The following is a 17,862-nucleotide window of genomic DNA, read 5'->3' as shown; positions in this document are numbered from 1 at the left end:
GTCATCAGCTGCGCCTTGCCGGCGCCGTACTTGCCCTTGTCGACGTTCTTGCCGACCTGGGTCACCACCACCGCACCGATGATGCCGATCAGCACGATCACCGCGAGCATTTCGAGCAGGGTGAAACCGGCGTTCGAACCGGGTCGTCGTGGCTGCCTGCGCTGCATGGAAATCACCTCGGATGTGCGAATGGAATGTCTACTGGATATTGCTGGTCAGGCTGAGCAGCGGCAGCAGGATCGCGGCCATGATGCTCGCCACCAGCACGGTCATCACGATGGTCAGCGCCGGCACCAGCGCGGCCAGCAAACGATCGATCGCGCGCCTGGACTCGAGCTCGAAGGTGTCGGCGACTTTCAGCAGCATGGTGTCGAGCTGGCCGGCTTCCTCGCCGACCTGCACCATCTGCATCGCCAGCCGCGGGAACAGTTTCGACTGGCCCAGCGCCAGGCTCAGGCCCGCGCCGCCCTTGACCTGTTCGTGCGCCGCCTCCAGCGCCGCGTCCAGCGCGCGGTTGCCGGTGACCTGGCGCGCGATGGTCAACGCGCTGAGCAACGGTACGCCGTTCTTCAGCAAGGTGCCCAGCGTGCGCGCGATGCGCGCGGTTTCCACCTTCAGCAGCAGCGGGCCGACCAGGCGCAGCCGCAGCAGGCGGGTATGCCAGGCCAGTCGCGCCGCCGGATCGCGCAGCCGCGCGCGCCAGGCGAACGCGCCGCCGCCGAGCAGCAGCAGGATCAGCCACCACCACGCCTGCAGCGTGTTGCCGAGCACCAGTACGGCTCGGGTGATCCACGGGATCGGCACCTGCATGTCCTCGAAGATCGGCACGAACTGCGGCACCACGTAGGCCAGCAGCAGCACCAGCGAGCCGAGCACGCCAACCAGCAGGAACGCCGGATAGATCAGCGCATTGACGATGCTGCCGCGCAGTTGCTGTGCACGCTCGAGATAATCGGCCAGCCGGCGCAGCGTCTCCTCCAGCGAGCCGCCGGCCTCGCCGGCGCGTACCAGACTGACGTACAACTTGGGGAACACGCCGTGCTCTTCGTCGAGCGCCGATGACAGCGTGTTGCCGCCGCGCACGCGATCGCGCACGCGTTCGATCAGCTTCTTCGCGCTCTCGCCTTCGGGCAGGTCGAGCAGGATGCCGAGCGCGCGGTCCAGCGGCTGGCCGGCGCCGAGCAGGGTCGCCAGCTGGTGGGTGAACTGGGCCAGCTGGTCGCCGCTGAACGGACCGCGCTTGAACCATCCCGCCAACCCGCTGCCGCCGGCTGCACCATCGGCCGGCAGCGCTTCCAGCGGTGTGTGGCCCTGGTCCTGCAGGCGGCCGATCACTTCCTCGACGCTGGCCGCTTCCATCTGGCCCTGCAGCGTTTCGCCGGCATCGTTGACCGCCTTGTAGCGGAACTGCGCCATCTCAGCTTTCCTGCGTCACGCGCAGCACTTCTTCCAGCGTGGTGATGCCGGCCACGGCCTTGGCGATGCCGTCCTCGTACATCGTGCGCATGCCTTCGGCGCGCGCCTGCCGCTCGATCTCGCCTTCGTTGGCGCGCTGCATCACCAGTCGGCGCAGCGGATCGCTCATGGTGAGGAACTCCATGATCGCGCGACGGCCACGGTAGCCCGTCGGGTTCGCCGCGCTGCTACCCGGCTTCCACAGGCGGATCGGGCGTTCGTCGGTGTATTTGTGCAGCTCGAACTGTTCGACAACTTCCGGCAGCGCCTCGTACGGGATCGCCGTTTCCGGATCGAGCCGACGCACCAGGCGCTGCGCCAGGATGCCGTTGATGGTGGAGCCGAGCAGGTAATCCTCCACGCCCATGTCGAGCAGGCGCGTGATGCCGCCGGCGGCGCTGTTCGTATGCAGCGTGGACAGCACCAGGTGACCGGTGAGCGCAGACTGGATCGCGATGCGGCAGGTTTCCAGATCGCGCATTTCGCCGATCATGATCACGTCCGGGTCCTGGCGCATGATCGAGCGCAGCGCGCCGGAGAAATCCAGCCCGATCTGCGGCTTCACCTGGATCTGGTTGATGCCTTCGAGCTGGTACTCGACCGGATCCTCGACGGTGATGATTTTCACGTCGTTGGTATTGATCCGCGACAGCGCGGTGTACAGCGTGGTGGTCTTGCCCGAGCCGGTGGGGCCGGTCACCAGCAGGATGCCGTGCGGCTTTTCCAGCACGTCGACGAAGCGTTGCTGGAAGCTGTCGGTGAAGCCGAGCGAGGCGAAGTCGAACACCACCGATTCACGGTCGAGGATGCGCATCACCACCGATTCGCCGAAGCTGGTCGGCACGGTCGACACGCGCAGGTCGAGCTCCTTGCCCTGCACGCGCAGCTGGATGCGGCCGTCCTGCGGCAGCCGACGCTCGGCGATGTTCAGCCGCGCCATGATCTTCACGCGCGAGATCACCGCGGCGGTCGATGACGATGGCGGCGCCTCGACTTCATGCAATACGCCGTCGATGCGGTAGCGCACCTTCAGCCGGTTCTCGAACGGCTCGATGTGCACATCCGATGCGCGCTGCTCGACGGCGCGCTGAAGGATCAGATTGACCAGCCGAATCACCGGCGCTTCGGAGGCGAGATCGCGCAGGTGCTCGACGTCGTCCTCTTCCGCGGCGCTGCCGTCGAGGTTCTCCACGATCGTGCCCATCGCCGAACGGCCGCTGCCGTAATAGCGTTCGATCAGGCCGTCGATTTCCGAACGCAGCCCGACCCGCAACGCCACCGGCCGGCCCGCCGCCAGTTCGACCGCCTGCAACGGATACGGATCGGCCGGATCGGCCACCAGCAGGGCCAGGCCATGCACGTCATCCTGCACCGGCACCACGTGCTGCTGCTTCAGGAAGCGCAGCGATACATCGAGGTCCGCCGGCGGCAGTTCCGGCGCATCGCGCGCCGCCAGCAGCGGCACCTGCAGCAGCTCGGCCCAGGCCTCGGCCAGGTCGCGTTCGGACACCAGCCCGAGCCGTGCCATCAAGGTGGTCAGCGTGCCCTCGGCCGATTCCTCGTGCAGGCGGCGGGCGCGACCCAGGTCGCTGTCCTTCAGGCGGCCGCGCGCGACCAGCCACGCGCAGACTTCCGCCTCGCGATCGTTCACGGCCATGCCCCCGCTGGCCGCCGGCTCAATGGCTGCCGACATCCTTCACCCCGCTCGATACCTGCAAAAGTCGCCGACGTCTCCTGCTGCGAAACGACGATCGTCATTGTTATCACATACGCCAACCGTCAAGCGAGCATCATTCGCCGCCATATCCTGCCCGTTCACGCAGCCCGCTTGCCGGGGACGCCCATTGTGACGGTTGCACCCGGTCTCATGGGCCTCCGCCGCCTAGGAAAATTTCCCGATTCGTGCCGGGTGTGATGCGGATCGCGCAAGTTGTTCCGACGACATCGCTCCGCTGCCATCCGGGCTCCCTCCCGGGTTCGAAGCTGTGGCCTGCGCTTGCCGCGGTCTGGGACAATGCCGGTCTTTGATCACCGGTCCCCACCATGCAACTGCTCGACATCGGCGCCAACCTCACCCACGAGTCGTTCCATCACGATCTCGATGCCGTGCTGCAGCGCGCGCAGGCGCAGGGCGTAACGCGGATGGTGGTGACCGGTGCGTCGCGTGACGGCAGCGAACACGCACTGGTACTGGCGAAGGCGCATGCCGGCACGCTGTTCGCTACCGCCGGCGTGCATCCGCATCACGCGGTCGACTACGACGACGCCACCGATGCCTTGCTGCGCGAACTGGCGCGGGACCCTGCAGTACGCGCGGTCGGCGAAACCGGACTGGACTACAACCGCAACTACTCGCCGCGCGACGTGCAGTTGCAGGTGTTCGAACGCCAGTTGCAGATCGCGGTGGACTTGCAGATGCCGCTGTTCCTGCACCAGCGCGACGCGCATGCGGATTTCATCGCGCTGCTCAGGCGCTACCGCGACAAGGTGCCGGGCGCGGTGGTGCACTGCTTCACCGATACCGGCGAGGCGCTGCGCGATTACCTGGCGCTGGACTGCCACATCGGCATTACCGGCTGGATCTGCGACGAACGCCGCGGCACCCATTTGCGCGAACTGGTGCGCACGATTCCGGCGCACCGGCTGATGCTCGAGACCGACGCGCCCTACCTGCTGCCACGCACGGTGCGCCCGCCGCCGGCGCACCGGCGCAACGAGCCAATGTACCTGAAGCACATCTGCGAGGAGATCGCCCGCGATCGCGGCGAGAGCGTGGAAATCACCGCGGCGAACAGCACGGCGACGGCCGAGACATTCTTCGGGCTGGCACCCCTCGCGTAGAAGCGCACCCCGTTCACAAGGTGCGCTTCTACCGCTGGAGCACTCGTGTCGCGCCGGGCGTCAGGCCGTCCAGCGCATATTCGCCGATACGCACGCGGATCAGCCGCAGGGTCGGGAAGCTGACCGCCGCGGTCATCCGGCGCACCTGGCGGTTGCGGCCTTCGCGCAGGGTCAGGCTGAGCCAGCTGGTGGGAATCGCCTTGCGGAAACGCACTGGCGGATCGCGCGGCCATAGCCAGTCAGGTTCACTGGCGAACTCGGCTTCGGCCGGCTGGGTCAGGCCGTCGTTCAACAGCACGCCGCGGCGCAAGGCTTGCAGCGCCACCTCGTCGAGCGTGCCCTCGACCTGCGCGAGGTAGGTCTTGGCCTGCTTGTGGCGAGGGTCGGTGAGCCGATGCGCCAGCCGGCCGTCGTCGGTGAGCAACAGCAATCCTTCGCTGTCGTGATCCAGCCGTCCAGCCGCATAGACGTCTTTTTGTTTGACGAAATCCGCCAGCGTGGCGCGGCCGCGGTCATCGGTGAACTGGCACAGCACGCCGTACGGCTTGTTCAGCGCAATCAGCACGGCGTGCGTCGGGTCAGGGGGTCGAAGCCGCTGCCGGCACCACGGGTTTGACGAAGCGCAGGGTCATCCGGTCGGACTCGCCGATGGCCAGATATTTCGCCTTGTCCTGCTCGCCCAGGGTGAGCGTGGGCGGCAGCGTCCATACGCCCTTCGGGTAGTCCTTGGTGTCCTTCGGGTTCGCGTTGATCTCGCTGCTTTCGTCCAGCGTGAAGCCCGCCTCGGTGGCCAGCTTCACGACGTAAGCCGTGGGCAGGTAGCCGCTGCGCTTCACCGCTTCCAGCGAGGCGCTGTCGTCGGCGCGGTGGTCGACCACGCCGAGCACGCCGCCGGGTTTGAGCACCGTGAAGAACGCCTTGAACATCGCCGGCGCAGTGTCGGCCATGACCCAGTTGTGCACGTTGCGGAAGGTCAGCACCAGGTCGGCCGAAGCGGGGGCGCCGAACACCGGCGCCTGCGGATCGAACTGGACGATGCGGGCGTTGCCGTAGTGCACGGCATCGGCCGCGAATTTCTTGCGCAGGGCACTGTCGTCGCTGCGGGCCTCGCTGTCGGCGGCAGGCGCCTTCTCCGCCGCGACGTAGTGGCCGTTGTCATGCAGCAGCGGTGCCAGGATCTCGGCATACCAGCCGCCGCCGGGAGTGATCTCGATCACCGTGCGATCCGGCCGTACGCCGAAGAACTGCAAGGTGGCCTTGGGGTGGCGATACACGTCGCGGGCGCGGTTCGCCGGCGAACGCCAGCTGCCGGCCAGCACGCTGTCCAGCTGCGAGGCGGTGAAATCGCTGGCGCTGGTGGGGGGCACCAGCATGTCGGCCGGCTGGTCCGGCTCGACCCGCGCCACTTGCGCGCCGGCCACGGCGGGCAGGCCCAGGCAGACCGCCAACAGCAGTGCCGCGACCAGGCGCGCCGTACCCATCCTTGTCACTTGTGTTCCGCGGTTCATCGATGACTCCTTGGCGCATTGGCCGTCCGGATTTGACGCAATATCACGAAAATCATGTGCAGACTGGGTAGATGGTTCAAAACGGCCGCGGGCACACCGATTGCAGGCCGTCGATATGTTCGTGCAGGTCCGGCGCGATGCCCTGCCACATCGGGTCGAGGATGAAGTCGATGCCTTCGTAGCGGGCCAGCTTCGCGGCCGGGATGAAATCCGCATCGCCGGCGACCAGGATGATCTGGTCGACCAGCTTCTTGTAAGTCAGCGCGGCGATGTCGATGCCGATCTTCATGTCGACCTGGGTCTGCCGCATGTCCGGCTCGAAATGTTCGTCGCCCAGATCGTCCCAGTGCAGGCTGCCGTCGCGCAACTGCTGGTAGGCACCGCGCTTCAACTGCCACTCGCCACGCTCGGCCAAGCGGCCCAGCCGCAGCGCCATCTTGCGCTGGCGGCGCAGCTGGTCATGCAGCTCGCGGCGGAAGGCGGCGGCGCCGGTACGGCCGAAGTCGATGCTGTCGCCACTGATCGGCTTGACGAAACTCTTTTCCAGCGGCGGGCAGTCGTAGAAGAAGATGCGGTACAGCTGCTCGCGCGGCCGATCGACCGCCTTCAGATGCTCCAGCGCCATGCTGAACACGGTCTTCGCCACGGCGCGCGCGTCGCCGGCGTCGCGCTCGCCGTACACCTTGCGATAGCGGGCAAGAAAGAAGGCGCCGTCGACGAGGATGGCGGTGCGGTTCATGGAACAACCTTGTGGATGTGCTGGCATAAACGAGGATGAGTGCCGCCAGCAGAATGGAGCCGGCGGCGTGTGCGCATTCTACTTCAGTAGTGGATCACCGAGCGGATCACCTTGCCTTCGTGCATCAGCTCGAAGGCCTCGTTGATGCGCTCCAGCGGCAGCACTTCGGTGATCATCTCGTCGATCTTGATCTCGCCGGCCATGTACCGATCCACGTAGCCCGGCAGCTGCGAGCGACCCTTCACGCCGCCGAACGCCGAGCCGCGCCAGACCCGACCGGTGACCAGCTGGAACGGCCGCGTGCTGATCTCCTGGCCCGCGCCGGCGACGCCGATGATGATCGACTCGCCCCAACCCTTGTGGCAGCACTCCAGCGCCGAGCGCATCACGTGGACGTTGCCGATGCACTCGAACGAGTAGTCCACGCCGCCGTCGGTAAGCTCGACGATCACCTGCTGGATCGGCGTGTCCGGGTAATCCTTCGGATTGATGAAGTCCGTCGCGCCAAGCAGCTTCGCCATCTCGAACTTGTCGGGATTGGTGTCGACCACCACGATGCGGCCGGCCTTCGCCATCACCGCGCCCTGCACCACCGACAGGCCGATGCCGCCCATGCCGAACACCGCCACGGATGCGCCCGGTTCGACCTTCGCCGTGTTCAGCACCGCGCCGATGCCTGTGGTGATGCCGCAGCCGAGCAGGCACACCTTTTCCAGCGGCGCTGCCTTGTTGATCTTCGCCACGGAGATTTCCGGCAGCACGGTGTATTCGCTGAACGTGCTGGTGCCCATGTAGTGCAGCAGCGGCTTGCCGTTCAACGAAAAGCGCGAGGTACCATCCGGCATCAGGCCCTGGCCCTGGGTGACGCGGATTTTCTGGCACAGGTTGGTCTTGCCGGAGCGGCAGAATTTGCACTCGCCGCATTCCGGCGTGTACAGCGGAATCACGTGGTCGCCCACCTGCAACGAGGTCACGCCCGCGCCTACTTCCTCGACGATGCCGCCGCCCTCGTGGCCGAGGATCACCGGGAACAGGCCTTCCGGATCGGCGCCGGACAGGGTGAACGCATCGGTGTGGCAGACGCCGGTGGCGACGATGCGCACCAGCACCTCGCCGGCCTTCGGCCCGGCCACGTCGACCTGTTCGATGCTGAGCGGTTTGCCGGCTTCCCAGGCGACGGCGGCGCGTGACTTCATGATTCAACTCCTGACAATGGTTTTATAGCAACCCACGATGATGCCGCGTCCGGCCCGTTTGCGAAACCGCGTCAATCGACCGCCGTGTCATCGGGCCGAAACGCCGACATCTGCCGACCGTAGTCGTCCGCCTCGGCCAGCAGCCATTCGCGGAATAGCTGCAAGCCGCGGTGCTCCTGCGAGCGTGGCGGATACACCAACCAGTAGGCCTCCTTCACCGCCAGGTAGTTTTCGCCCAGCACCTGCAACCGCCCGGCGTCGATCAGCGACTTCGACGTCACCATCCGCCCCAGGGCCACACCCAGGCCTTCCAGCGCGGCGTGGCGCAGCGCATCGAGGCTGTCAAACTGCGCCACGTAGCGTTTCGGTGGCGTACCGCCGGTGCGGCCGAACCAATCGCTCCAGCGCGTGGAAGGATTCGGCTCACCGAGCAGCGGCCAGCGCGACAGGTCGCGCGGATCGGCACCGGCCATCCGCGCGATCAACGCGGGCGCGGCCACCGGTGCGATCCATTCGCCGAACAGGCGTTCGCAGTGCAGGCCGGGCCATTCGCCACGGCCGTAACGCAGGGCCACGTCCACCGGTTCGCGCGCAAAGTTCACCAGCGCCGAACCGGACTGCAGGCTGAGCTCCAGCTCCGGATGCGCGGCGACCAGTTTCGGCAACCGCGGCACCAGCCAGCTCGACATGATGCCGGGGCTGGCGCTGAGCGTGAGCGCATCGTGGTGGCGCGTGCGGTAATGCGCCAGCGCGTGTTCGATGCCGTCGAAATGTTCGCCGACCGCCTCCAGCAGGCTGCAACCTTCGACGGTCAGCGTCACCCCGCGCGGGCCACGTTCGAACAGACGCCGCTCCAGGCGTTCTTCCAGCTGGCGCATCTGGTGGCTGAGCGCGCTGACGGTGAGATTCGCCTGCGCCGCGGCACGCGACAGGTTGCCCAGCCGGGCGACCAGCACGAACTGTTGCAGCAGCCCCAGCGGCAGCTTTCCCATCTTGAATATCCCTCAAGGCTGGCTTGTGAATATATCGCTTTTTGGCGACCGCCGGCACGCGTACCTTGAGCGCACCCCAAGTCCAAGGCTTCCCAAGGAGGCTTCCCCCATGAGCTCGATCTGGAAAGATTTGCTGTTCCTGCACGGTCACCTCACCAACATCGATCCGTCCTGGCGGCCCGATCCGCAAGACGACGCGAGCGAGCGCAAAGCCATCGCCGACAAGGCTGCCGCCAGGAAGGCCAAGTCGATCGCGGCAATCTGCTGTGCATCGACTTGGCCGCGACTCATCCGGCCCCGCTGACCCGCAGCGCGGCGGCCGGCGCTTGATTCCGGCGCCGGCCGCAACCACCTCGGATGGAGTGTCCCCCGCCCCATCCGAGGTTTCTCCATGCAGCAGCGTCCGCTCGGCCATTCGCCACTTTCCATCGCCCCGCTCGCCTTCGGCGGCAACGTGTTCGGCTGGAGCGTGGACGAGAAGCGCTCGTTCGAGCTGCTCGATGCCTTCGTCGACGCCGGCGGCAACCTGATCGACACCGCCGACGTCTATTCGGCCTGGGTGCCGGGCAACGCCGGCGGCGAGTCGGAAACCATCATCGGCAAGTGGCTGAGGAAGAGCGGCAAGCGCGACCGCGTGCTGATCTCGACCAAGGTCGCCAAGTGGGCCGAACACCCCGGCCTGTCGCCGGTGAACATCCGCCAGGCGGTGGATGGTTCGCTGCAACGCCTGCAGGTCGACTGCATCGACCTGTACCAGGCACACCAGGACGATGCCAGCGTGCCCATGGCAGACACGCTGGGCGAATTCGCCCGGCTGATCGAGGCCGGCAAGGTGCGCGTGATCGGCGCATCGAACTTCAGCGCCGCCCGCTTCGCCGATGCGCTGACCATCGCGAAACAACACGGCCTGCCGCGCTACGAAAGCCTGCAGCCGGAATACAACCTGGTCAGCCGCGCCGGCTACGAGAAAGAACTGGAGCCGCTGATCCGGCGCGAGAACATCGGCGTGATCGGCTACTACGCGCTGGCCAGCGGCTTCCTCAGCGGCAAGTACCGCAGCGAAGCGGACCTGGCCAAGAGCAGCGCACGCGGTGGCGCGGTGAAGCAGTTCCTGAATCCGCACGGCCTGCAGGTCCTCGCCGCGCTTGACGCCGTCGCCGCCGCGCATGGCGCCACGCCCGCCCAGATCGCGCTGGCCTGGCTGATCGCCCGCCCCGGCCTCACCGCACCGATCGTCAGCGCCACCAGCGTGGAACAGCTGCGCGAATTGCTGGGCGCCACCGCGCTGACTTTGAGCGACAACGAGATCGCGCAGCTCGACCTGGCCAGCGCCTGAACACGGCTCCCGCCGCATCTCACTCCGGCGCGTCGACCTGGTAGCCCTCGACTTGCAGCGTGGCCAGGTAGCCGTCCGGCTTCAGCAGTTCGTCCATCGGCAGCAGCGCGAAGGTCTGCGCGTTGCCGGTCAGCGCCTTGCGCGCAGCGGCCAGCCACGTGGCGCGCTGCTTCGCCGGCACATCATCGAGACCGAGCGTCTGCGCGAAGCCGGCACCGGCGACCGCCGCCACGCAGGCGTCGTGGCGATCGCTGTCGGGCAGTTCGCGCAGCGCCTGCAGGTCGCCGGTGGCCCAGGCATTCGCGCGCGCGGTCATCGCCGGGATGTCGCGCTCGACGCTGTCCAGGGTGCGGATGAAGCAGGTGGTGTCGCGCGGCGCGGCCTGCTTGAACGCCTTGATCGCCGCGCGCGGGTGCTCGATCAGCACGGGGTAGTCGGTCACCAGCTCGGGCACGCCGTGGCGCTTGGCCAGTGCGTCGATGTTCGCCTTGATCCCGCCGGATCGGCTCAAGCCATTCGCCTTCAGCGCCCTGCGGTACAGCTCCTGCGACGCGAACAGCGGCCGCCAGCGCTCGATGCCGCGGTCGTCGCCGAGGTATTTCTGCTTCAGCACTTGCCAGCGCGCATACACCGGCGGCGGCAGCACCTGCTGCAGGGTTTGGCCATCGGCGTTCTTGCGCGCGCTGTAGGCCGAAGGCAGCAGGAACATCTTGCCGAGGAAGCCGACGTCGGCCTTCAACTGCACCGAGGGCGCCAGCAAGATCTGCTGCGAGGCGCCGATCACCTGTTCCACCTCGCGCGACTGCCACTGCATGTCGCGCGGCAGCGGCGACAGCGTGCCGAGCACCCACATCACGTGATCGCCCTTGCTCACCTTCCACAAGCCGGGGCCGGGCTGCACGCCGCTGACCACCACGGCAGGCAGGTCGGCCACGTCCGGTGCCGGCGGCACGGCCGCCGATTGCGCGAACGCCGGCAGCGGTGCGCCCAGCACAAACAGGAAAGCCAAGTGCAGCAGACGCATCCGGATCGCTCCATTCCCAATGGCCTTCATTGTGGCAGGACGATCCTGAGCCGCAGGTGGCCCGCACCCTCGACAGGAAACGGGGCACCGCAGGGTGCCCCGTTTCGCTTCCAGCCCGTTTCTCAGTGCGTCACGCCGTCAGCTTCGCCAGCGCCGCGTTGAACGTCGCGCTGGGGCGCATCGCCGCGCCGACCTTGCCCAGGTCCGGGTGGTAGTAGCCGCCGATGTCGACCGGCTTGCCCTGCACGCGGTTGAGTTCGTCGACGATGGTCGCCTCGTTCTCCGTCAGCGCCTTGGCCAGCGGCGCGAACTTCGCCTTCAGCGCGGCGTTCACGTCCTGCGCGGCCAGCGCCTGCGCCCAGTACAGCGCCAGGTAGAAGTGGCTGCCGCGGTTGTCGATGCCGCCGAGCTTGCGCGAAGGCGACTTGTCGGTGTCGAGGAACTTGCCGTTGGCCTGGTCCAGCGTCTTCGCCAGCACGTCCACCTCGGCGTTGCCATAACGGTTGCCCAAGTGTTCCAGCGACGCGGCCAGCGCGAGGAACTCGCCCAGCGAATCCCAGCGCAGGTAGTTCTCTTCCAGGAACTGCTGCACGTGCTTCGGCGCGGAGCCGCCGGCGCCGGTCTCGAACAGGCCGCCGCCGGCCATCAGCGGCACGATCGACAGCATCTTCGCACTGGTGCCCAGCTCCATGATCGGGAACAGGTCGGTGAGGTAGTCGCGCAGCACGTTGCCGGTGACCGAGATGGTGTCCAGGCCCTGGCGGATGCGCTCGAGCGAGAACTTCGTCGCGGCGACCGGATCCATGATGCGGATGTCCAGGCCGCTGGTGTCGTGATCCTTCAGGTAACGCTCGACCTTGGCGATCACCTGCGCGTCGTGCGCGCGGGCCGGGTCGAGCCAGAACACCGCTGGCGTGTGGCGCGCACGGCTCACCGCCAGCTTCACCCAGTCCTGGATCGGCGCATCTTTCGTCTGGCACATGCGCCAGATGTCACCGGCTTCGACGTCGTGCTGCAACAGCACCGTGCCGGCTTCGTCGAGCACCTTGACCACGCCATCGCCGGCGACCTGGAAGGTCTTGTCGTGCGAGCCGTATTCCTCCGCCGCCTGCGCCATCAGGCCCACGTTAGGCACGCTGCCCATGGTGGCCGGGTCGAATGCGCCGTGCGCCTTGCAGTCCTCGATGGTGGCCTGATAGACACCGGCGTAGCTGCGGTCTGGGATCACCGCCTTGACGTCCTGCAATTGACCCTGCGCGTTCCACATCTTGCCGGAGTCACGGATCATCGCCGGCATCGAGGCGTCGACGATCACGTCGCTGGGCACGTGCAGGTTGGTGATGCCCTTGTCCGAGTTGACCATCGCCACGCCCGGGCGCTGCGCGTACTCGGCGTCGAGGTCGGCCTTGATCGCCGCCTGTTGCGCTTCCGGCAGCGAGCCGAGGCGCGCGTACAGGTCGCCGATGCCGTTGTTCGGGTTGAAGCCGATTTGCTTCAGCGCATCGGCATGCTTCGCCAGCACGTCCTTGTAGAACTCGCCGACCACCACGCCGAACATGATCGGATCGGAGACCTTCATCATGGTCGCCTTCAGGTGCAGCGAGAACAGCACGCCCTGCTGCTTCGCATCTGCAATTTGCGCGTCGATGAAACCGGCCAGCGCGCGCCTGCTCATCACCGCGCCGTCGATGATCTCGCCGGCCAGCAGCGCGGTCTTCGGCTTCAGCACGGCGTGGCTGCCGTCCTTGCCGAACCACTCGATGCTGACGTTGCCGGCCTGCGCGATCAGCGCGGACTTCTCGGTGCCGTAGAAGTCGCCGCCGTCCATGTGCGCCACGTGGGTCTGCGAATCCTTGCTCCACGCGCCCATCTTGTGTGGATGCTTGCGCGCGTAGTTCTTCACGGAGGTCGGCGCGCGGCGGTCGGAATTGCCCTCGCGCAGCACCGGGTTCACCGCGCTGCCCTTGACCCGGTCGTAGCGTGCCTTGACGTCTTTCTCGCTGTCGTTCTTCGGCGCATCCGGGTAATCCGGCAGCGCGTAACCCTGGCCCTGCAGCTCCTTGATTGCCGCCTTCAGCTGCGGCATCGAGGCGCTGATGTTCGGCAGCTTGATGATGTTCGCTTCCGGCGTGGTGGCCAGCTGGCCCAGTTCGGCTAGGTCGTCGGCCAGCCGCTGATCTTCTTTCAGCGCTTCCGGAAACAGCGCGATGATGCGTGCGGCCAGCGAGATGTCGCGCGTCTCCACCCTGATGCCCGCCGTGCCGGTGAACGCCGCGACGATCGGCAGCAGCGACTGCGTGGCCAAGAACGGAGCTTCATCCGTGAGCGTGTAGATGATCTTGGGCGTGGTGGACATTGTCTGCATGGACCTCTGTGCTACTGCATTGGCCGGAAGGGAACGGCGGGTGGCTTGATACCCGCAGCCCGCTGATACAAGCCTCCCATTGTCGCGTTTTCGCCGGGGAGGGGAAAGCGCGACCGCAGCCATCCGGCAACATGCGGTGACGTACGGCGCCGCCGCGCGAGACAAAAACGACGAGGGCGCGGCATGGCCGCGCCCTCGCGTTTCGTCCGTCATCGCTGCAGCAACTTACTTCACCGTGAAATCCTTGCTGGCGACGTGGCTGCCATTCAGCGAAATATCGACCTTGTAGTTGCCTGCCGCGAAGCCGCCCGGCTTGCTGATCATGAAGGCGGTGGTCTCCGGGCCCATGGCATTCAGGGTCTTGCTGTCCTCATGCACGGTCTGGCCGTCCTGGTACGTCCACTTCGCCGCCAGCGTGGCGTTGCCGCTGCCGCTGGTGTCGACCGAGGCATAGATGGTGTCGGTCGGCGCGAAGCTGGTGCTGCTGGCGAGGATCTTGTTGCTGGCGTCGACCGTCGAGCCCAGCTCGACCGAACCGAACGTGACCGCGGCGGGCGCGTTGTTCATGGCCATCGGTGCCGTGGAGGATGGCGCAGGTGCCGGTGCGGTCGCGGCAGGCGGCATCGCGGACGGAGCCGGCGCGGCCGATTCATCTTTCTTGCCACAGGCGCTCAAAGCCAGCACCGCGGCCAGCGATGCGGCAAGGATCAAGGGTTGGCGAGTCATCTTCATGGGATACCTCCTGCTTCAGGACTGGGCGGGAATCTTCAACGTCTGGCCGGGCTGGATCCGGTCCGGATCGGTCAGCTGGTCGCGGTTCGCGTCGAAAATCCGCTTCCACGCATTCGCACTGCCATAGAAGTGCTTGGCGATCTTCGACAGGCTGTCGCCTGCCACCACGGTGTAGGTCGTGGCCGCGTCGGCGGTTGAACTGACCTGCGACTTCACGTCACTGAAATCCGCCTTGGGCGGTGCATCCGGCGCGGTGGATTTCACCCCGCCCCGTACATCGGAAAAATCCGGTTTGCTTGTCTCGTTGCCCATCGCACGCAACTCCGTCCGGGAAGAGGGAATCAGTGATAACCACCTTGCGGTTAACGGGTTGTGAGTGCGTTGCCGGGGCGTTCAGCTGCCTGGCCATGTCGCCCGACCACCCTTTTCTCAGCCGGGATCGGGCCTGGCCACCATCGCCTTGCGCGGCCGCCGCCGTGCCCACCACGCTTTCCGCCGCTCGGCCAGGCACGAGAAAATGACGTACAGCGCCGGGGTGCTGAGCAGGGTGAGGCTTTGCGAGATCAGCAGGCCGCCGATCAGGGCGATGCCGAGCGGGCGGCGCAGTTCGCTGCCTTCGCCGAGACCGATCGCGATCGGCAAGGCGGCGAGGATGGCGACCATGGTGGTCATCATGATCGGGCGGAAGCGCACCGTGCAGGCTTCGCGCGCGGCTTCCAGCGGACTCTTGCCGTGTTCGCGTTCGGCGACCAGGGCGAAGTCGATCATCATGATCGCGTTTTTCTTGACGATGCCGATCAACAGCACCAGCGCGATCTGCGCCACCACCGACAGCTCGGTGCCGGTCAGCCACAGCGCCAGCAACGCGCCCACGCCGGCGGCCGGCAGGGTGGACAGGATGGTGATCGGATGGATCAGGTTTTCGTACAGCATGCCGAGCACGATGTAAACGGTGAGCACGGCGGCCAGGATCAGCCAGCCCATGCCGCTCTGCGATTGCTGGAAGCGGCGGAAGTCGTTGCCCATCTGCACCCGGATGTCGCCGGGCATGCGCATGTTCTTCACGGTGGACTGGATGATCGCCATCGCCTCGCCCATGCTCACGTCGGGCGCGAGGTTGAAGCTCAAGTCCATCGTGGTGTACTGGTTTTCGTGGGTGATCTGCGATGGCGCCAGCCCCGGCTCCTGCCGCGCGAACGCGGTGATCGGGATCATCTGGCCGCTGCTGGAGCGCACGTAGATGCGGTTGAGCGCCTCCGGTGTGGCGGTCTGTTCGGGCAGCGCGTTGACCACCACCTGGTACTGGTTGATGTCCGAGTAGATGGTGGACACCTGGCGCTGACCGAACGCGTCGTACAACGCGCCGTCGATGCTGCCGATCGACACGCCGAGCCGCGCCGCCTTGTCGCGGTCGATCACGATGTTCTGGCGCAGGCCGGCTTCGTCGACGTCGGTGCCCACATCCATCAGCTTGGGATTCTTCTTCAACTCGGCCTGCAGTTTCGGCAGCCACTCTTGCAGGCTGGTCAGGTCGTTGCCCTGCAGCGACACCTGGTATTGCGCACCCTGGCTGGTGCCGCCGCCACCACCGCTGGGCAGGTCCTGCACCGGGCGCAGGCGCAGGTTGAGGTCGGGATAGTTCGCCGCCTTCGCACTGAGCCGCGCGAGCACCGCGAAGGTGTCGTCCTGGCGGCCTTCGGCGCGGGTCCTCAGGTCGATGTTGAACGAGCCGCTGGTGCCCTGCCGGCTGCTGCCCAGGCGCGAACCCACGGTGGCGACGTCGGGGTCGGCCATCAGCATCGTAGTCAACCGCTCCAGCCGCTGCCTGCTTTCGGCGAACGAGACGGTGGCGCTGGAACTGGCGCGTCCCCAGATCAGGCCGGTGTCCTGCGCCGGGAACAGGCCGGTCTTGACCACGCCGAACAGATAGAACGTGACCACGATCAGCACCAGCGGGGTCAGCGAGAACAGCAGGGCATGCCGCAGCGAGAAGTTCAGTGCGCGGGTGTATACGCGCAGCATGCCGGTGTGGAAACCGTCCAGCGCGCGCGCGAGTCGCGACGGCTGCGTCTTTTCCTTCGCGGCATGCCCGTTGAGGAAGCGCCCGCACAGCGCCGGCGTCAGCGTCAGCGAGACCAGCGCGGAGACCACGATCGCCGCCACCAGGGTCACCGAAAACTCGTGCATGAACATGCCGGTGACGCCGCCGGCGAACAGCAGCGGGATGAACACGGCGATCAGCGAGGCGGTGATCGAGACGATGGTGAAGCCGATCTCGCGCGCGCCGGCCAGGGTGGCCTGCATGCGCGACATGCCCGCGTCGATGTGGCGGATGATGTTCTCGATCACCACGATCGCATCGTCGACCACGAAGCCGATCGCGATCACCAGCGCCAGCAGGGTGAGGTTGTTCAGCGTGTAGCCGAGGATGTACATCACCACGAACGCGCCGGCCAGCGACAGCGGCACCGCCACCGCGGCGATCAGGGTCGGCGCCAGCCGGCGCAGGAACAGCGCCATCACCAGGATCACCATCGCCAGCGAGATCAGCAGCGTGGCCTGCACCTCGTGCAGCGAGGCGCGGATGGTCGGCGTGCCGTCGAAGAACGGGGTCAGCACGGTGGCCGGCGGCAGGTAGTCGCGCAGCAACGGCAACTGATCCCTGACCAGGTCGACGGTGGCGATGACGTTGGCGTCGGCCTTCCTGTAGACGTACATCAGCACGGCCGGCTTGCCGTGGAACCAGGCCGCCTGGTACGCGTCTTGCTGGCCGGCGTAGACCTTCGCCACATCGGCCAGCCGCACCGGCGTGCCGTTGCGGCTGGCGATCACCAGCTGGGCGAATTCGTCCGCGCTGTGCAGCTGGGTGGTCGCGCTGATCGACATGGTGGTCTTGCCGTTGGACAGGAAGCCCTCCGGCGAAGTCACGTTGGCCGCGCTCAGCGCGTTGCGCAGCTGGTCCGGCGACAGCCCCATCGCGTTCAGCGCGCGCAGGTTCACGTCCACGCGGATCGCCGGCGTGGCCGCACCGGCGATCTCCACCGACGATACGCCCGGCAACTGGCGCAGCCGCTGCGCCAGCAGGGTGTCGGACAGGTTGTACAAGTCGGCCGCCGACTGCGTGGTCGAAGTCAGCGCCAGCGCGATGATCGGGTCGTCGTTCGGGTTCGCCTTCTGGTAGCTGGGCGCGCCGTTGAGGCCGCTGGGCAGGTCCGGTGCGGCCGAGTTGATCGCCGCCTGCACGTCGCGCGCGGCGGAATCCAGGTCGGTGCCGTTGCGGAACATCATGAAGACGAAGGTGCGCCCCTCGGAGCTGGACGAACGCATCGTCTCGATACCGGGCACCTGGCCCAGGTGGCGTTCCAGCGGTGCGGCCACGGTGGATGCCATCGTGCTGGCGTCCGCGCCGGCCTGGCTGGCCTGCACGAAAATCGCCGGGAACTGCATGTTCGGCAGCGCCGCCACGCCGAGCAGGAAGTAGCAGATCACGCCGGCCACGAACAGGCCCATCGCCAGCAACGACGTGCCGATCGGGCGGCGGATGAAGGTGCCGGAGATGTTCATGGATTCAACGTGGGCGGGGACGGGCGGGTGGTGCGTGAACAGATCATTCCACCCTCAACGTCCGGGCCGCGAAAAGGTTGATCGGGGCTTTGCGCGAAGACCCCTCCCTG

16 protein-coding genes are annotated in these 17,862 nt (G+C 66.8%); 3 read left to right on the top strand and 13 right to left on the bottom strand.

Annotation, left to right across the window (positions count from 1 at the left end; translation table 11 throughout):
- From ABD024_RS15400 to gspE, 3 genes are all read right to left on the bottom strand, one after another.
- A partial coding sequence (locus ABD024_RS15400) for a type II secretion system protein (protein ID WP_343855421.1) occupies window positions 1–167 on the bottom strand: 167 nt, incomplete at its 3' end.
- Window positions 168–198: 31 nt separating this feature from the next.
- Window positions 199–1,416 (bottom strand): type II secretion system inner membrane protein GspF, encoded by a 1,218-nt coding sequence (gene gspF / locus ABD024_RS15395; protein ID WP_343855041.1) that lies wholly within the window; start codon window positions 1,414–1,416, stop codon window positions 199–201.
- 1 nt (window position 1,417) lies between these two features.
- Window positions 1,418–3,112: a type II secretion system ATPase GspE gene (gene gspE, locus ABD024_RS15390; protein ID WP_343855039.1), complete on the bottom strand. Its 1,695-nt coding sequence runs from the start codon at window positions 3,110–3,112 to the stop codon at window positions 1,418–1,420.
- A gap of 386 nt (window positions 3,113–3,498) precedes the next feature.
- Between gspE and ABD024_RS15385 the strand changes: the two genes are divergently transcribed.
- Window positions 3,499–4,296, top strand: coding sequence for a TatD family hydrolase (locus tag ABD024_RS15385; protein WP_343855037.1), 798 nt, complete (start codon window positions 3,499–3,501; stop codon window positions 4,294–4,296).
- Window positions 4,297–4,324: 28 nt separating this feature from the next.
- Here the strand turns inward: ABD024_RS15385 and ABD024_RS15380 are convergent, their stop codons facing one another.
- The 5 genes from ABD024_RS15380 to ABD024_RS15360 all read right to left on the bottom strand — a co-directional run bounded on the left by ABD024_RS15380 (window position 4,325) and on the right by ABD024_RS15360 (window position 8,731).
- Window positions 4,325–4,861, bottom strand: coding sequence for a pseudouridine synthase (locus ABD024_RS15380; RefSeq protein ID WP_343855034.1), 537 nt, complete (start codon window positions 4,859–4,861; stop codon window positions 4,325–4,327).
- A 13-nt stretch (window positions 4,862–4,874) separates the two neighbouring features.
- Window positions 4,875–5,804 carry a class I SAM-dependent methyltransferase gene (locus ABD024_RS15375; RefSeq protein ID WP_343855031.1) on the bottom strand — a complete coding sequence of 310 codons (930 nt, stop codon included), beginning with the start codon at window positions 5,802–5,804 and terminating at the stop codon, window positions 4,875–4,877.
- Between the two features lie 76 nt (window positions 5,805–5,880).
- Window positions 5,881–6,543 carry an NYN domain-containing protein gene (locus tag ABD024_RS15370; protein WP_343855028.1) on the bottom strand — a complete coding sequence of 221 codons (663 nt, stop codon included), beginning with the start codon at window positions 6,541–6,543 and terminating at the stop codon, window positions 5,881–5,883.
- A gap of 83 nt (window positions 6,544–6,626) precedes the next feature.
- Complete coding sequence (locus ABD024_RS15365) at window positions 6,627–7,739, bottom strand: S-(hydroxymethyl)glutathione dehydrogenase/class III alcohol dehydrogenase (protein ID WP_343855025.1); 1,113 nt, start codon at window positions 7,737–7,739, stop codon at window positions 6,627–6,629.
- A 71-nt stretch (window positions 7,740–7,810) separates the two neighbouring features.
- The gene (locus tag ABD024_RS15360) at window positions 7,811–8,731 is read right to left on the bottom strand and encodes a LysR substrate-binding domain-containing protein (protein ID WP_343855020.1); all 921 of its coding nucleotides are present in this window, start codon (window positions 8,729–8,731) and stop codon (window positions 7,811–7,813) included.
- Between the two features lie 109 nt (window positions 8,732–8,840).
- On the opposite strand from ABD024_RS15360, the gene ABD024_RS15355 reads away from it, so the two are divergent.
- Together ABD024_RS15355 and ABD024_RS15350 are read left to right on the top strand one after the other, a co-directional pair.
- A complete protein-coding gene (locus ABD024_RS15355; protein ID WP_343855017.1) occupies window positions 8,841–9,035 on the top strand; it encodes a hypothetical protein in 195 nt (64 codons plus the stop codon).
- Between the two features lie 87 nt (window positions 9,036–9,122).
- Window positions 9,123–10,067 carry an aldo/keto reductase gene (locus tag ABD024_RS15350; protein ID WP_343855013.1) on the top strand — a complete coding sequence of 315 codons (945 nt, stop codon included), beginning with the start codon at window positions 9,123–9,125 and terminating at the stop codon, window positions 10,065–10,067.
- 19 nt (window positions 10,068–10,086) lie between these two features.
- On the opposite strand, the gene ABD024_RS15345 is transcribed toward ABD024_RS15350, so the two are convergent.
- From ABD024_RS15345 to ABD024_RS15325, 5 genes are all read right to left on the bottom strand, one after another.
- Entirely contained in the window at window positions 10,087–11,091 is a 1,005-nt protein-coding gene (locus tag ABD024_RS15345) for a TraB/GumN family protein (RefSeq protein ID WP_343855008.1), read from the bottom strand.
- Window positions 11,092–11,221: 130 nt separating this feature from the next.
- Window positions 11,222–13,447 carry an NADP-dependent isocitrate dehydrogenase gene (locus ABD024_RS15340; protein WP_343855420.1) on the bottom strand — a complete coding sequence of 742 codons (2,226 nt, stop codon included), beginning with the start codon at window positions 13,445–13,447 and terminating at the stop codon, window positions 11,222–11,224.
- Between the two features lie 234 nt (window positions 13,448–13,681).
- Complete coding sequence (locus ABD024_RS15335) at window positions 13,682–14,188, bottom strand: hypothetical protein (protein WP_343855003.1); 507 nt, start codon at window positions 14,186–14,188, stop codon at window positions 13,682–13,684.
- Between the two features lie 15 nt (window positions 14,189–14,203).
- Complete coding sequence (locus ABD024_RS15330; protein ID WP_343854997.1) at window positions 14,204–14,500, bottom strand: LysM peptidoglycan-binding domain-containing protein; 297 nt, start codon at window positions 14,498–14,500, stop codon at window positions 14,204–14,206.
- Window positions 14,501–14,617: 117 nt separating this feature from the next.
- On the bottom strand, window positions 14,618–17,752 hold the full coding sequence (locus ABD024_RS15325; RefSeq protein ID WP_343854990.1) for an efflux RND transporter permease subunit: 3,135 nt from the start codon (window positions 17,750–17,752) through the stop codon (window positions 14,618–14,620).
- Window positions 17,753–17,862: the final 110 nt, after the last annotated feature.

This window comes from Rhodanobacter soli, from assembly GCF_039523495.1.
Lineage (GTDB): Bacteria > Pseudomonadota > Gammaproteobacteria > Xanthomonadales > Rhodanobacteraceae > Rhodanobacter > Rhodanobacter soli.
This window is presented reverse-complemented; position numbering and strand designations above follow the sequence as displayed.